11 protein-coding genes, 2 rRNA genes, 1 pseudogene and 1 riboswitch (1 of these 15 cut by a window edge) are annotated in these 14,544 nt (G+C 61.4%); of the genes and pseudogenes, 7 read left to right on the top strand and 7 right to left on the bottom strand.

What is annotated here, in order from left to right:
• Positions 1-16 precede the first annotated feature (16 nt).
• From leuC to H7R73_RS03880, 3 genes are all read left to right on the top strand, one after another.
• Positions 17-1,414, top strand: coding sequence for a 3-isopropylmalate dehydratase large subunit (gene leuC / locus H7R73_RS03890; RefSeq protein WP_041211113.1), 1,398 nt, complete (start codon positions 17-19; stop codon positions 1,412-1,414).
• Positions 1,415-1,430: 16 nt separating this feature from the next.
• On the top strand, positions 1,431-2,030 hold the full coding sequence (gene leuD, locus H7R73_RS03885; RefSeq protein ID WP_039041180.1) for a 3-isopropylmalate dehydratase small subunit: 600 nt from the start codon (positions 1,431-1,433) through the stop codon (positions 2,028-2,030).
• 112 nt (positions 2,031-2,142) lie between these two features.
• Positions 2,143-3,072, top strand: coding sequence for a hypothetical protein (locus H7R73_RS03880; RefSeq protein ID WP_103260768.1), 930 nt, complete (start codon positions 2,143-2,145; stop codon positions 3,070-3,072).
• Between the two features lie 51 nt (positions 3,073-3,123).
• Here H7R73_RS03880 and H7R73_RS03875 read toward each other — a convergent pair whose 3' ends face one another.
• Positions 3,124-3,414, bottom strand: coding sequence for a PilZ domain-containing protein (locus tag H7R73_RS03875; protein ID WP_039041182.1), 291 nt, complete (start codon positions 3,412-3,414; stop codon positions 3,124-3,126).
• A 91-nt stretch (positions 3,415-3,505) separates the two neighbouring features.
• Positions 3,506-3,596, top strand: a riboswitch (TPP riboswitch).
• 83 nt (positions 3,597-3,679) lie between these two features.
• Here H7R73_RS03875 and thiB point away from each other — a divergent pair.
• The 4 genes and pseudogenes from thiB to H7R73_RS03855 all read left to right on the top strand — a co-directional run.
• Entirely contained in the window at positions 3,680-4,660 is a 981-nt protein-coding gene (thiB, locus tag H7R73_RS03870) for a thiamine ABC transporter substrate binding subunit (protein ID WP_042016675.1), read from the top strand.
• Positions 4,636-6,264, top strand: a complete 1,629-nt coding sequence (gene thiP, locus H7R73_RS03865; protein WP_042016674.1) for a thiamine/thiamine pyrophosphate ABC transporter permease — start codon at positions 4,636-4,638, stop codon at positions 6,262-6,264. Before thiB ends, thiP begins: the two co-directional genes overlap by 25 nt.
• Positions 6,265-6,405: 141 nt before the next feature.
• Positions 6,406-7,116, top strand: coding sequence for a thiamine ABC transporter ATP-binding protein (gene thiQ, locus H7R73_RS03860; protein ID WP_039041185.1), 711 nt, complete (start codon positions 6,406-6,408; stop codon positions 7,114-7,116).
• A 12-nt stretch (positions 7,117-7,128) separates the two neighbouring features.
• Positions 7,129-7,293, top strand: a pseudogene (locus H7R73_RS03855) (thiamine ABC transporter ATP-binding protein); the annotation flags it as partial.
• Between the two features lie 67 nt (positions 7,294-7,360).
• On the opposite strand, the gene H7R73_RS03850 reads toward H7R73_RS03855, so the two are convergent.
• The 6 genes from H7R73_RS03850 to H7R73_RS03825 form a co-directional block, all read right to left on the bottom strand.
• Positions 7,361-8,731, bottom strand: a complete 1,371-nt coding sequence (locus H7R73_RS03850) for a PhoH family protein (protein ID WP_010673145.1) — start codon at positions 8,729-8,731, stop codon at positions 7,361-7,363.
• Between the two features lie 206 nt (positions 8,732-8,937).
• Positions 8,938-9,621 (bottom strand): TSCPD domain-containing protein, encoded by a 684-nt coding sequence (locus H7R73_RS03845; protein ID WP_103260769.1) that lies wholly within the window; start codon positions 9,619-9,621, stop codon positions 8,938-8,940.
• A 9-nt stretch (positions 9,622-9,630) separates the two neighbouring features.
• Positions 9,631-11,778: an adenosylcobalamin-dependent ribonucleoside-diphosphate reductase gene (locus H7R73_RS03840; RefSeq protein ID WP_103261183.1), complete on the bottom strand. Its 2,148-nt coding sequence runs from the start codon at positions 11,776-11,778 to the stop codon at positions 9,631-9,633.
• A gap of 204 nt (positions 11,779-11,982) precedes the next feature.
• On the bottom strand, positions 11,983-12,435 hold the full coding sequence (locus H7R73_RS03835) for a pullulanase (protein WP_029313820.1): 453 nt from the start codon (positions 12,433-12,435) through the stop codon (positions 11,983-11,985).
• 309 nt (positions 12,436-12,744) lie between these two features.
• Positions 12,745-12,859: ribosomal RNA gene (rrf, locus tag H7R73_RS03830) — 5S ribosomal RNA — on the bottom strand.
• Between the two features lie 123 nt (positions 12,860-12,982).
• A 23S ribosomal RNA gene (locus H7R73_RS03825) occupies positions 12,983-14,544 on the bottom strand (it continues 1,326 nt past the right edge of the window).

Here is a 14,544-nt window from a genome sequence, read left to right as displayed (position 1 = left end):
ACAAGGAAACCGAGCAATGTCCAAGACCCTCTATCAGAAAGTGTTCGACGCCCACGTGGTGCGGGAAGTGGAAGGGGAAACCCCTCTCATCTACATCGACCGTCATCTGGTGCATGAAGTGACCAGCCCCCAGGCATTCGACGGCCTGCGCGCCATGAACCGCCAGCTGCGTCGCCCGGATCTGACCTGGGCCACCATGGATCACAACGTCTCCACCACCACCAAGGACATCGCCGCCTCCGGCGAGATGGCCCGCATCCAGATGGAGACACTCGCCGCCAACTGCAAGGCGTTCGGGGTTCGTCTCTATGACTTGAACCACAAATATCAGGGTATCGTCCACGTGATGGGCCCCGAGCTCGGCATCACATTGCCCGGCACCACCATCGTCTGCGGTGACTCCCACACCGCCACCCACGGCGCCTTCGGGTCGCTCGCATTCGGTATCGGCACCTCCGAAGTGGAACACGTGATGGCCACCCAGACCCTGAAACAGGGCCGTGCCAGGACCATGCGTATCTCTGTCAACGGCAAGCTGGCCGCAGGCATCAGCGCCAAGGACGTGGTGCTCGCCATCATCGGCAAGGTAGGTCATGCAGGCGGGACCGGCTACGTGGTGGAGTTCGCCGGTGAAGCCATCGAGGGGCTCACCATGGAAGGGCGCATGACGGTGTGCAACATGGCCATCGAGCTCGGCGCCAAAGCGGGCATGATTGCCCCCGACCAGACCACCATCGACTACATCCGTGGCAAGGAGTTCGCTCCCAAGGGGGAGGCGCTGGAACAGGCCATCGCCTACTGGCTGACCCTCAAGAGCGACGAAGGTGCCCACTTCGACGCCGAAGTGGTGCTCGACGCCGCCGACATCGCCCCGCAAGTGACCTGGGGCACCAACCCGGGCCAGGTGATCGCCGTCAATGAGCCCATCCCTGCACCGGAATCCTTCGCCGATCCGGTGGAGCAGCAGTCCGCCCGCAAGGCCCTCGCCTACATGGACCTGCAACCGGGCCAGAAGCTCTCCGACGTGGCCATCGACAAGGTGTTCATCGGTTCGTGCACCAACAGCCGCATCGAGGATCTGCGCGCGGCTGCCGCCATCGCCCGCGGTCGCAAGGTGGCCGCCGGGGTACAGGCCCTGGTGGTGCCGGGCTCCGAGCAGGTGAAGGCACAGGCCGAGGCCGAGGGGCTGGACAAGATCTTCATCGAGGCAGGCTTTGAGTGGCGTTTGCCCGGCTGCTCCATGTGTCTGGCCATGAACAACGACCGGCTGCAACCGGGGGAGCGCTGCGCCTCCACCAGCAACCGCAACTTCGAGGGGCGTCAGGGTCGTGCCGGTCGCACCCACCTGGTGAGCCCGGCCATGGCCGCCGCCGCCGCCGTCACCGGCCGCTTCGCCGACATTCGTGCGCTGTAACGACAAGGAGAACATGATGACAGGTTTCAAACAGCATAAAGGGATCGTCGTTCCCCTCGACAGCGCCAACGTCGACACCGACGCCATCATTCCCAAGCAGTTCCTGCAGAAAGTGAACCGCATCGGCTTTGGCAAGCACCTGTTCCACGACTGGCGCTTTCTGGACGATGCAGGGGAGCAGCCCAACCCGGAGTTCGTACTGAACAAGCCGCAATTCGCCGGTGCCAGCATCCTGCTGGCCCGCGAGAACTTCGGCTGCGGCTCGAGTCGCGAGCACGCCCCCTGGGCGCTGGCGGACTACGGCTTCAAGACCATGATCGCCCCGAGCTTTGCCGACATCTTCTACGGCAACGCCATCAACAACGGCATGGTGCCGGTTCGCCTGAAGGAGGAGGAGGTCGACGCCCTGTTCCAGCTGGTCGCCGCCCAGCCGGGCATCGAGATCGAAGTGGATCTGGAGGCCAACCAGGTGCGTGCAGGCAGCCTCACGTTCGGCTTCGAAATCGACGAGTTCCGTCGCTACTGTCTGCTCAACGGGCTGGATGCCATCGGTCTGACCCTGCAGCACGAGGCCGCCATCAGCGCCTTCGAGGCGAAGCAGCCAAGCTGGATTTGACGAACCTGCGACAAGAAAGCGAGTAGAATCAACAGGGAGCCGAGGCTCCCTGTTTTATTGTCGGGTCGCTGTACAAAGCCCGCCACCTCTGCATGTCCGACAGGAGACACCTATGTCCGCAAGGGGCGCCCTTTCATTGCTCTGCCTGCTGCTCAGCCTCCCGGCCCTGGGCGGACAGACCTCTTTCACCAACAGTGGCGGTCAGCTCAACGTCGGCTGGCAGGACAGAGAGGGCAAGGCGCAGCAGCTCAGCTACCGGCTGGAGGCGGGCAAGCTGCCCCCTCTCATCGCTTACCGTCCGGCCAGGATGCAGGAAGACGTACTGCAAAGCCTGCTGCAACAGGCCCCCCTGGCGTTCCCCGAGGTGCAGTTCTCCCTCGTTCGCCCCGCCATGAGCCTCAGCATCAAGAGCCGCAACGCCGACAAGGCGCGGGAAGCCTCCCAATGGGTCAAGCCCGAGCAGGCCAAACTGGAGGCCGCCTGGCTCACGCAGCACTACTTCCAGCCCTTCACTGCCCCCGACGGCGCTCCCGCCATCAAGCAGGATCATGTGCGCATCGCCCTGGAGAGCCGGGACGAACTGGCCCCGTTGATGGAGCAGCTCAAGCAGGAAGGGGCCACCGAGACCGAGGCGCGCCAGAAGACGGTGGCCCACATGCTCGACTTCATCCAGGCCATCCCCTATCAACTGCTCGACAGCCAGTCGGGCCGCTCTGGCAAGGGGTTTCTGAGCCCGCGCCAGGTGCTGGAGCAGAACCGGGGGGATTGCGACAGCAAGGTGACCCTGATGGCCGCCCTGCTGGCCCAGGGGTATCCCGATCTCAAGCAGGCCATGGTGTTCGTGCCGGGACACGCCCTGCTGGGGGTGGCCCTGCCAGCCAAACAGGGGGAGGCCACCTTGAGCCGGGCGGGGGAAACCTATCTGCTGATGGAGCCCACCGGCCCGGCCCAGCTGCCCATGGGCCAGCTCGCGCCCACCAGCAAGACGCTGGTCGACAGCGGCCAGTTGAGCGTGCAGCCGGTGCAGGATGAGGGGAAATGAGACAGGCCAGCCCATGGCTGGCCTGTCTCGAGGAGGACGGGCGCCCGGCTCTCAGGTGAGGGAGAGAAACTCCAGCGCCAGCAGGAGACCGTCTTCTTCCTCCAGCACCCGCACGATGCGGGCCTGGGCCTCGAAGGGAGGCAGAAGATTGCTGCTGGTCGCCAGGCTCACCCGGATGGGCTGGGCCAGATCGAACGCGTGCTTGTTCACTTCGACCCCCATGCCGTTGGCGCTGAGATCCCGGCAGACCCCCTCCAGCACCTGCTGATGCTGGAACAGGGTGACGGGGGCATTGATGACCATGCGCTGGAAGGCACGTCTTTCCTTGGTGCTGGTGATCACTGGGGACTTCCTCCTTGATGGTGGCTCGCACGATGCGGCCCACGAAACATAGTGCTGGCCTCCCCCCAGGAACGCCAATACAATGCGATGCGTTGCTCAAACGGGGTGCGGTTTACCGCTGAGATTATACCCGTGAACCTGATCCAGATAATGCTGGCGGAGGAATTTGAGGCATGGCGCGCGTTTTTTGTGCCCTCATCCGCCGGCGCTCACCACACGCGAGGTGCCATTGATGAGCACCCCGATACCCACAGGAGTGCCATTGATGAAGACCCTGCTGCTGATCGCCACCAGCCTGCTCTCTGCCCAGGCGTTTGCCGCCGACACCCTCACCGTCTACACCTACGGCTCCTTCGCCGCCGAATGGGGGCCGGGTCCCAAGATCAAGCAGGCCTTCGAGAAGGAGTGCGGCTGCACCCTCAATCTGGTACCCCTCGAGGATGGCGTCGCCATCCTCAACCGGCTGCGGCTGGAAGGCCAGCACAGCAAGGCCGACATGGTGCTGGGGCTGGACGATGCCCTCATCAGCGAGGCCAAGCAGAGCGGCCTGTTCGCCCCCCATTCCACCAGGCTCGATGGCCTCAAGGTGCCGGGTGGCTGGCAGGACGACACCTTTGTCCCCTATGACTACGGCTACTTCGCCTTCGTCTATGACAGCAACAAGCTCAAGCAGCCCCCCAAGAGCCTGAAGGAGCTGGTGGCGCGCCCCGATATCAAGGTGATCTATCAGGATCCCCGCACCTCCACCCCGGGTCAGGGGCTGATGCTCTGGATGAAGTCGGTCTACGGTGATGAGGCACCGACCGCCTGGGCGCAACTGGCCAAAAAGACGGTCACCGTCACCAAGGGGTGGTCAGAGGCCTACGGCATGTTCCTCGACGGCGAGGCGGACATGGTGCTCTCCTACACCACCTCCCCCGCCTATCACCTGATTGCCGAGAGCAAACCCCAGTACCGGGCGGCCGCGTTCGAGGAGGGTCACTACCGCCAGGTGGAAGTAGCAGCCAAGCTCAAGGGCGCCACACAGGGCAAACTGGCTGACCAGTTCCTGCAATTCATGGTGAGCCCCGCCTTCCAGAACGAGATCCCCGGCGGCAACTGGATGTATCCGGTGACAGACGTGGCGCTGCCCAAGGGGTTCGAACAGATGATCACCGTAGCTAAGCCACTCACCTTCAGCTCTGACGAGGTAGCCGCCAACCGCAAGGGGTGGATCCGCGAATGGCTGCAAGCCGTCACCCAGTGAGTTCAGGTCGTCGCACCCTCTGGTGGCTGCCCGGCAGTGCAGCCACCCTGGTCATCCTGCTGCTCTCCATTGGGCCGCTGGTCGCCCTGTTGTGGCAGGCGGGGGCCCTCTCCCCCCGCGCCCTGCTAGGCGATCCCTACTTGCGCCACGTGCTGGGTTTCAGCCTCTGGCAGGCACTGCTCTCCACCCTGCTGAGCCTGGGGCTTGCCATCCCGGTGGCCAGAGCCCTGGCGCGACGCCGTTTCACCGGACGCCGCCTGCTGCTCAAGCTGTTCGGCCTCTCCTTGGTACTGCCGGTCATCATCGCCATCTTCGGCATGGTGGCGGTGCACGGTCGCCAGGGCTGGCTGCCGCAACTGCTGCACGGCCTGGGCCTGGATCCCGGCAACTACCTCTATGGCCTGTTCGGCATCCTGCTGGCCCATGTCTTCTTCAACATGCCCCTGGCCGCCCGCCTCATCCTGCAGAGCATAGAGAGCATCCCCGAGTCCTCCTGGCGCCTCGCCAGCCAGCTCGGCATGCGCTCCTCCCACATCTTCCGGCTGCTGGAGTGGCCGCTCATCCGCGGCATCTTGCCGGGGCTCGCCAGCCTCATCTTCATGCTCTGCTTCACCAGCTTCACCACAGTGCTGGCGCTCGGGGGCGGCCCCAAGTCCACCACACTGGAGGTGGCTGTCTACCAGGCGCTGCGCTTCGACTTCGATCTCGCCACCGCTGGCGGGCTCGCCCTGGTGCAACTGCTGCTGACCCTGGCCCTGCTCCTGCTGCAACACAAGCTGCAGACCACCCCGGCCAGTCGCCTCACCAGCCGTCGCCCCTGCCTGCGTCCCGACAGACACCAGAAGGGCAGCGCTCTGGTGGATGGCCTGGCCCTGACCATGGGGCTCGCCATCTTCCTGCCGCCCCTGCTGGCCATCGTGGTCGCCGGGTTCAACCCCGGTCTGCTGGCGGCGCTCGGCTCACCCCGGCTGTGGCAGGCAGGGGGGCAGTCCCTGGGCATAGCCCTGGCGGCGGGCTCCCTGGCCACTTTGCTCGGCGCCGGGCTGCTGCTCACCAGCCGGCATCTGAGGGTGCGGGATCGCAAACGGCGGGCCGCCGCCCTGTGGGAGGCCAGCGGCTCCATGATCCTGATGATCCCGGCGGTGGTGCTCTCCACCGGCCTCTTCATCCTGTTCATGCCCTTCACCGACGTCTTTGCCCTGGGCCCCTGGCTGGTGGTGCTGGTCAACGCCCTGATGGCGCTGCCCTATGTGCTGCGCACTCTCTCGGCCCCCATGCAACTGGTGGTGCGCCAGTACGATCGGCTGGCGGACAGCCTGGGGGTGCGCGGCCTGCATCGCCTGCGCCTGGTGGAGTGGCCCCTGCTGCGCCGTCCGCTGGCCCTGGCCATGGCGCTCTCGATGATATTGTCCCTAGGGGATCTCGGGGCCATCGCCATGTTCGGCAGCCAGACCCTCACTACCCTGCCCTGGCTGCTCTATCAGCAGCTCGGCAGCTACCGGCTGACCGAGGCGGCCGCCACCGCCCTGCTGCTGCTCACCCTCTGCTTCTCCCTGTTCTGGCTGGTGGAGCGGGGACTGGGAGGCAGGCATGTGGATCACTGATCCCCGGCGGCATTGCCGCCTCCCTGCCCCCAGGATCCGGCCGGGCACGTCCCTGGGGCGCCCCTTGTGGCAGTCACTCACGCTGCCTTTCATCAATTTTTCTTACTTGTTGTTCTATAAAACGACATTCAGGAGCCAAACATGCTGGTAATTGAGGAACTGGTCACCAGTTATCCCGACTGGCAGGTGACCTTCAGTGCGACCTTGCCCAAGGGGGAGATCACCGCCCTCATCGGTCCGAGCGGCGCCGGCAAGTCCACCCTGCTCGGCATGATCGCGGGCTTCGTGCCGGTGGAGTCGGGCACCCTCACCTTCGACGGCCAGGATCTGCTGTCACTGGGCCCCGCCGAGCGCCCGGTCACCACCCTGTTCCAGGATCACAACCTCTTCCTGCACCTGTCGGTGTTCGACAACATCGCCATCGGCCTGCATCCCGGCCTGCGCTTGAATCCGGCCCAGAAAAGGCTGGTGCAGGAGGCCGCTGACAAGGTGGGCCTGGGGGAGATGCTGACGCGCCTGCCGGAGCAGCTCTCCGGCGGCCAGCAGCAGCGGGTGGGGCTGGCCCGCGCCCTGGTGCGGGGCAGGCCGCTGCTGCTGCTGGACGAGCCCTTCTCGGCACTCGATCCGGCCCTGCGGCGGGAGATGCTGGCGGAGGTCGCCCGCCTCGCCTGCGAGCAGGGCATCACCGTGCTGATGGTCTCTCACAACCCCGAGGATGCCCAGCTCATCGCCGATCAGGTGCTCTTCATCGACGCGGGACGCATCGCCTTGCAGGGCAAGCCGGATATTCTGCACAGCAGCGATCACCCCGGGCTGCTGCGCTACCTGGGCCGCGCTCTGGCGCCACAGTGAAGGGCTGACAAGCTGATGGTCTCTCCCTGTCGTTCCCAGGAGGATGCCCAGCTCATCGCCGATCAGGTGCTCTTCATCGACACGGGACGTATCGCCTTGCAGGGCAAGCCGGATATCCTGCACAGCAGCGATCACCCCAGGCTGCTTCGCTACCTGGGCCGACCGAGAGAGACATGAGATAGAAGGGATCAAAAAAGGGAAGCCACCTGGCTTCCCTTTTCATGAGTGGCCAGTTGGCCGGGGATCAGAGGTTTTCCTCAGCAAACGAAGCCAGCCGGCTGCGCACCACCCCGTTCAGGAAGATATTGGCACTGCCGTCGAAGTCCTTGAACCGCTCGACGATGTAGGTCAGCCCCGAGGTCACCGGGCTCAGGTAGTTGGAGTCGATCTGAGCCAGGTTGCCGGAGCAGACGATCTTGGTCCCCTCCCCGCAGCGGGTGATGATGGTCTTGATCTGGGACGCGGTCAGGTTCTGGCACTCGTCCAGCAGCACGAAGGTGTTCTGGATGCTGCGCCCGCGCATGAAGTTGACCGATTTGAACTGGATGTTGGCCTTCTCCATGATGTAGCTGAGGGACCCGCTCATGTTCTCGTCCTGCTTGTGCAGCACCTCCAGAGTGTCGGTGACCGCCGCCAGCCAGGGCATCATCTTCTCTTCTTCGGTGCCGGGCAGGAAGCCGATGCTCTCGGCGATTTCCGGGGTATTTCGAGTGACGATCACCTTCTCGTAGATCCCCTTCTCGATCACCAGCTCCAGCGCCGCCGCCATGGCGAGCAGGGTCTTGCCGCAGCCCGCCGGGCCGGTCAGGATCACCAGGTCGATGTGCGGATCCAGCAGGGCATCCAACGCCATGCCCTGATAGACGTTCTTGGGATGCACCCCCCAGGCCTTGCGGGACATCAGCCGCTCGCGGCCGAGATCTTTCAGGCGGATCTTGTTGCCGTCGTGGCTCAGCACCCGCGCGGCAAAGAAGTTCTCCTCGTCCAGGAGGTACTGGTTGACGTGGACTCCCTCCAGCAGATTGGCATCGATGACGTGGACCGTATCGCGGCCATGGGTTTCGCTGTCACACTCACCGACCCGCTCCCAGAAGCTGCCAGGCACCACCTGGAAGCCCTTTGCGAGCAGGCGGATGTCGTCGATAAGCTGGTCGCTGCGGTAATCCTCCACATGGGCAAGACCTGCTCCCTTGGCCTTGAGGCGCATGTTGATGTCTTTGGTGACCAGCACCACCTGACGCTTCATCTCGTGCTTTTGCAGATAGAGGGCGGCGTTGATGATGCGGTTGTCCGCCTCCTTGTCGGTGAACACCTCGGCATCCTGGGGCAGATGGTGGTCGCTGAAGATGGAGATACGGCCGCTCGCCTCGCCGGCCAGTGCCACTCCTTGCACTATCTGCTCCGGAGTCGCATCGCGGAACACATCTTCCAGGGCACGGATGGCGATGCGGGCATCACGGCTGACGTCCTTCTGGCGATCCTTGATGTTGTCGAGCTCTTCGAGCACCGTCATGGGGATGAGCACGTCGTGCTCTTTGAAGGAGTAGATGGCGAGGGGTTCGTGAAGCAGAACGTTGGTATCCAGGATAAACAGCTTTCGGTCCGTGTTGTCCATAAGCATCCTCCTTGGCACTGAAGGTGCCACGTGTGTGAATCTCAGATGTCATTGAAACCACACGGCCGTGACAGTTTTATTACCCCCAACGCTACGCCCGAATTTACCGGTGCGCAACAAATCGCTGCCATCATGGGCGTCGTTCGAACATAAAATCAGCAACGAAAAGGCCGGCATGTCGCCGGCCTTTGGTGGCAATCAGCCCCTCAACCGCACTTGGAATCCCCGCAGTTGAGACAGGTCATGCAGCCATCCTTTTGCACCAGCGCCTTGGTGTGGCACTTGTAGCAGAGCGCGGCACTGGGTGGGAAACCGCTGCCCGCCGACTGCTCTTCTGCCTGTTGCTGTGCCTGCAATTGCGCCTGCTTCTCGGCCAGGAACGCCTGCTGGTGCTCGTCCAGCCCGGGCACCTTGAGCATGCCGATCTCGGTGAGATGGGTTTCGATCACGTTGCCAATTTCGGCGATGAGCGAAGGTACGTACTTGCCCTTGTTCCAGTACCCCCCCTTGGGATCGAACACGGAGCGCAACTCCTCCACCAGAAAGGTGACGTCCCCTCCCTTGCGAAACACCGCCGAGATGATGCGGGTCAGCGCCACTATCCACTGATAGTGCTCCAGGCTCTTGGAGTTGATGAAGATCTCGAACGGGCGCCGGGTCTCGTGCACCGTGCCCTCGTTGAGAATGATGTCGTTGATGGTGATGAACAGCGAGTGCTCGGAGACGTGCTCCGGCGTCTTCAGCTTGTAGGTGGTGCCCATCAACCGTTCCGGGCGCAGCACGGTTTCATGCATGTGCACCACGTCATCCTGGGGCGTCGGCGCATCTTGCGGCTCATCCCGGGTTTTTACCTTGTAGGCGACGATTTTTCTGTCGATCTTCTTGACCATGTCTCGTCCTCAGAACTTGCCGTAATAGCCTTCTTTCAAGGCGTCATAGAGGTTGGCGGCGGTGTGCAGCTCGCCATCGTATTCGATCTCCTCGTTCCCCTTCGCCGTGATGACGGTGCCATCTTCCAGGGTAAACTCGTAACTTGTGTTCTCCAGATCCTTCTCCTTCACCAGCACGCCCTGGAAGGCGGCCGGGTTGAAGCGGAAGGTGGTACAGCCCTTGAGGCCGGAGTCCGAGGCATAGAGGTAGATATCCTTGAACTGCTCGAACGGAAAATCGGTCGGCACGTTGGCGGTCTTGGAGATGGAGGAGTCAATCCAGCGCTGAGCCGCCGCCTGGATATCCACGTGCCCGGTCGGCGTGATGTCGTCCGCGGTGATGAAGTAATCCGGCAGGCGGCTACCTTCCTCCTCGGCATAGGGCATGGCGGCCGGGTTCACCAGCTCGCGATAGGCCAGCAGCTCGAAGGAGTAGACATCCACGCTCTCCTTGCTCTTCTTGCCCGGTTTGATGACATTGCGGCTGTAGTGGTGGGCAAAGCTCGGCTCGATGCCGTTGCTGGCGTTGTTGGCGAGCGACAGGGAGATGGTACCGGTCGGCGCTATGCTGCTGTGGTGGGTGAAGCGTCCGCCCACCTCGGCCAGCTCGGCTACCAGAGCGGGATCCACCTCGGCCACCTGCTGCATATAGCGGCTGTAGCGGGCATGCAACACCTTGCCCTTCACCTTGTCGCCGAGCTTGATGCCATCTGCCGCCATTTCGGGGCGCAGACGCAGCATCTTGCCGGTGACTTCGAACTCCTGCTCCATGATGGGGGCCGGCCCCTTCTCCTTCGCCAGACGCAGAGACTCCTGCCAGCCGGTCATCGCCAGCTCCTGAGAGACCTGTTCGGTGAAGGCGACGGAGGCCGCAGAGCCGTACTTGATGCGCAGCATGGTGAGGGTCGAGCCCAGCCCCAGGAAGCCCATGCCGTGGCGACGCTTGGCGGTGATCTCCTCGCGCTGCTTGGCCAGCGGCAGCTGGTTTATCTCCACCACGTTGTCGAGCATGCGGGTGAAGATGGCCACCACCTTGCGAAACGCGGGCCAGTCGAAGGCGGCCTGCTCGGTGAAGGGATCGCGCACGAAGGTGGTCAGGTTGACCGAGCCCAGCAGGCAGGCCCCATAGGGCGGCAGAGGCTGTTCACCGCAGGGGTTGGTGGCACGGATCTCTTCGCAGAACCAGTTGTTGTTCATCTGGTTCACCTTGTCGATCAGGATGAAACCGGGCTCCGCATAGTCGTAGGTAGAGGTCATGATGACGTTCCACAGCTTGCGCGCGGGCAGGGTCTTGTAGACCTTGCAGGCCACCTGACCCAGCTCGTTGATCACCACACCCTCCTTGTTGGGCCAGTCCGCCCAGACCACCCTCGCAGGGTCATCCAGCGCGATGCCATCCTGCTCCACCTCCTTGGCGGTGTAGGGGAAGATCAGTTGCCAGGGTGCATCCTCTTTCACCGCACTGACGAACTCTTCGGTGATGAGCAGGGAGAGGTTGAATTGACGCAGCCGACCATCCTCCCGCTTGGCCTGGATGAACTCGACGACGTCGGGGTGACGGATATCCATGGTGCCCATCTGGGCGCCACGACGGCCACCGGCAGAGGATACGGTAAAGCACATCTTGTCGTAGATATCCATGAAGGAGAGCGGCCCGGAGGTATAGGCCCCCGCTCCCGAGACGAAGGCTCCACGCGGTCGCAGGGTCGAGAAGTCGTAACCGATGCCGCAACCCGCCTTCAGGGTCAGCCCCGCCTCGTGCACCTTGCCGAGGATATCGTCCATCGAATCCTCAATGGTGCCGGAGACGGTGCAGTTGATGGTGGAGGTCGCCGGCTTGTGCTCAAACGCCCCGGCGTTGGAGGTGATACGGCCCGCCGGAATGGCACCATTGCGCAGGGCCCACAGGAAGGGTTCATACCAGGTGTCGGGTTCGCGCTCCTGCGCAGCCAGCGCGCGAGCGACACGCTGGTAGGTCTCGTCGATGGTTCCGTCGATGGGGGCGCCATCCTTGCTCTTGAGACGATACTTGCTGTCCCAGATCTCGAGAGACGTCTCCTGCAGAGGGATCTGGCGGATGGCGGTGACGCCCTCCAGTACCGGAATGGATTTAGCCATGGTCAATCAACCTCCTGTGAATGGGGCAATATCGTGACAAGAATACTACCAGTAGTAAATTTAAGAATTTAAAACACTATATATTGTGATTTATCCGTCATGAGGGCGCCGATTCTATCCTAAAAAAATGCCCCGGCCAGCAGATTTCTGGGCCAGGGCATTTAACCAGTTCAATTTCCGAGAGATTTAAAGCGAGAGACTATCTCAGGGTTTCTTGACGTATACGCTCGGTGTCTCACCCGCCATATTCAGATAGAACTCATAGACGCCATCCGCCTCGGGCGAGAACTTCATGTCCTCATACTTGGAGCACGGATTGACCGGTACAGGTTCCCCGCCGAGCACGGCAACGCCATCGCTCGGGCTCTTGTAACCGAAGTTGGTGCCACAACTCCAGCCGGAGTCGGCAAACTTGAACTTGTAAGGAGCCCACTCTTTCTTGAGCGTCCCCTTGGCCATGTAGAGCTTGTCGGCAACCTTGACGACCTTGCTTTCGTCGGTGGCCATCCAGTCGTTCATCTCACCACGCAGGTAGATGGACTTGCCGCCGAAGTCGCTGTTGTCCGCCGCTGCCTGCTCTGCACCACCATTGGATGCGCAACCGCCTAATACCAGGGTTCCCGCCGCCAGCATCATCGTTACTGTTCTTTTGAACATGTGTCCATTCCTCAAATTATTGTGATTCCTTGGTCCATCGATGTGGACCCGGGAATTAAACCAGAGCAGGCATGACAAGAAAGGTAGAAGCATCACATTCTGTGCTTTTTATATCCAGAATGCGGGTCTTCGAATAGATATTGAGCAGAGACAGGCCGCAAACAAGTAGATATTGGCTGGGATGATGAATGCGAGTATCAGAAAACACGGCGGGAAACAGCACCATAGTGCCCGTTTGCCCTCCAGTGAGGGCTGAATTTCAGGCAATAAAAAACCCCGCTCGAGTGAGCGGGGTTTCTTGTATTGGGTGCCTGGCAGTGTCCTACTCTCGCATGGCGAATGCCACACTACCATCGGCGCTACAGCGTTTCACTTCTGAGTTCGGCATGGGGTCAGGTGGTTCCACTGCGCTATTGCCGCCAGGCAAATTCTTAATCCAGAAAGCTGATGTGTATAACGACTTCGCTAGTTTGCGTTGTCATTACCACTGAATTCGTAAGTAGTTCGCTCATTCGCTACAAGGCCAGAAACACTTCTTGGGTGTTGTATGGTTAAGCCTCACGGGTAATTAGTATGGGTTAGCTCAACGTATCGCTACGCTTACACACCCCACCTATCAACGTTGTGGTCTCCAACGGCCCTTTAGGACCCTCAAGGGGTCAGGGATGACTCATCTCAGGGCTCGCTTCCCGCTTAGATGCTTTCAGCGGTTATCGATTCCGAACTTAGCTACCGGGCAGTGCCACTGGCGTGACAACCCGAACACCAGAGGTTCGTTCACTCCGGTCCTCTCGTACTAGGAGCAACTCCCTTCAATCATCCAACGCCCACGGCAGATAGGGACCGAACTGTCTCACGACGTTCTGAACCCAGCTCGCGTACCACTTTAAATGGCGAACAGCCATACCCTTGGGACCGACTTCAGCCCCAGGATGTGATGAGCCGACATCGAGGTGCCAAACACCGCCGTCGATATGAACTCTTGGGCGGTATCAGCCTGTTATCCCCGGAGTACCTTTTATCCGTTGAGCGATGGCCCTTCCATTCAGAACCACCGGATCACTATGACCTACTTTCGTACCTGCTCGACCTGTCCGTCTCGCAGTTAAGCTGGCTTATGCCATTGCACTAACCTCCTGATGTCCGACCAGGATTAGCCAACCTTCGTGCTCCTCCGTTACTCTTTGGGAGGAGACCGCCCCAGTCAAACTACCCACCAGGCACTGTCCGCGGCCCAGATTCAGGGCCTGCGTTAGAACATCAAACATACAAGGGTGGTATTTCAAGGACGGCTCCAGCGCAACTGGCGTCACGCCTTCAAAGCCTCCCACCTATCCTACACATGTAGGTTCAATGTTCAGTGCCAAGCTGTAGTAAAGGTTCACGGGGTCTTTCCGTCTAGCCGCGGGTACACCGCATCTTCACGGCGAATTCGATTTCACTGAGTCTCGGGTGGAGACAGCATGGCCATGGTTACACCATTCGTGCAGGTCGGAACTTACCCGACAAGGAATTTCGCTACCTTAGGACCGTTATAGTTACGGCCGCCGTTTACCGGGGCTTCGATCAAGAGCTTCGCTTGCGCTAACCCCATCAATTAACCTTCCGGCACCGGGCAGGTGTCACACCCTATACGTCCACTTTCGTGTTTGCAGAGTGCTGTGTTTTTGATAAACAGTCCCAGCCATCTGGTCACTGCGACTCCCGACAGCTCCATCCGCAAGGGACTTCACCATCAAGAGCGAACCTTCTCCCGAAGTTACGGTTCTATTTTGCCTAGTTCCTTCACCCGAGTTCTCTCAAGCGCCTTGGTATTCTCTACCCGACCACCTGTGTCGGTTTGGGGTACGATGACTTGTAATCTGAAGCTTAGAGGCTTTTCCTGGAAGCAGGGCATCAATGGCTTCCGCACCGTGGTGCGTTCGTCTCGTGTCTCAGTGTTGTGTCTCCGGATTTGCCTAGAAACACCACCTACGCACTTTCACCAGGACAACCGTCGCCTGGCCCACCTAGCCTTCTCCGTCCCCCCATCGCAATTACAAGTCGTGCAGGAATATTAACCTGCTTCCCATCGACTACGCCTTTCGGCCTCGCCTTAGGGGTCGACTC

The sequence above is a fragment of the Aeromonas sp. WP2-W18-CRE-05 genome, from assembly GCF_014168615.1.
Lineage (GTDB): Bacteria > Pseudomonadota > Gammaproteobacteria > Enterobacterales > Aeromonadaceae > Aeromonas > Aeromonas caviae.
This window is presented reverse-complemented; position numbering and strand designations above follow the sequence as displayed.

Coding starts and splice junctions, on each gene's coding strand:
- thiB (WP_042016675.1), top strand. CDS start 3,680: ATGAAGACCCTGCTGCTGATCGCCACCAGCCTGCTCTCTGCCCAGGCG.
- H7R73_RS03840 (WP_103261183.1), bottom strand. CDS start 11,778: ATGGCTAAATCCATTCCGGTACTGGAGGGCGTCACCGCCATCCGCCAG.
- H7R73_RS03880 (WP_103260768.1), top strand. CDS start 2,143: ATGTCCGCAAGGGGCGCCCTTTCATTGCTCTGCCTGCTGCTCAGCCTC.
- thiQ (WP_039041185.1), top strand. CDS start 6,406: ATGCTGGTAATTGAGGAACTGGTCACCAGTTATCCCGACTGGCAGGTG.
- leuC (WP_041211113.1), top strand. CDS start 17: ATGTCCAAGACCCTCTATCAGAAAGTGTTCGACGCCCACGTGGTGCGG.
- thiP (WP_042016674.1), top strand. CDS start 4,636: ATGGCTGCAAGCCGTCACCCAGTGAGTTCAGGTCGTCGCACCCTCTGG.
- leuD (WP_039041180.1), top strand. CDS start 1,431: ATGACAGGTTTCAAACAGCATAAAGGGATCGTCGTTCCCCTCGACAGC.
- H7R73_RS03835 (WP_029313820.1), bottom strand. CDS start 12,435: ATGTTCAAAAGAACAGTAACGATGATGCTGGCGGCGGGAACCCTGGTA.
- H7R73_RS03845 (WP_103260769.1), bottom strand. CDS start 9,621: ATGGTCAAGAAGATCGACAGAAAAATCGTCGCCTACAAGGTAAAAACC.
- H7R73_RS03850 (WP_010673145.1), bottom strand. CDS start 8,731: ATGGACAACACGGACCGAAAGCTGTTTATCCTGGATACCAACGTTCTG.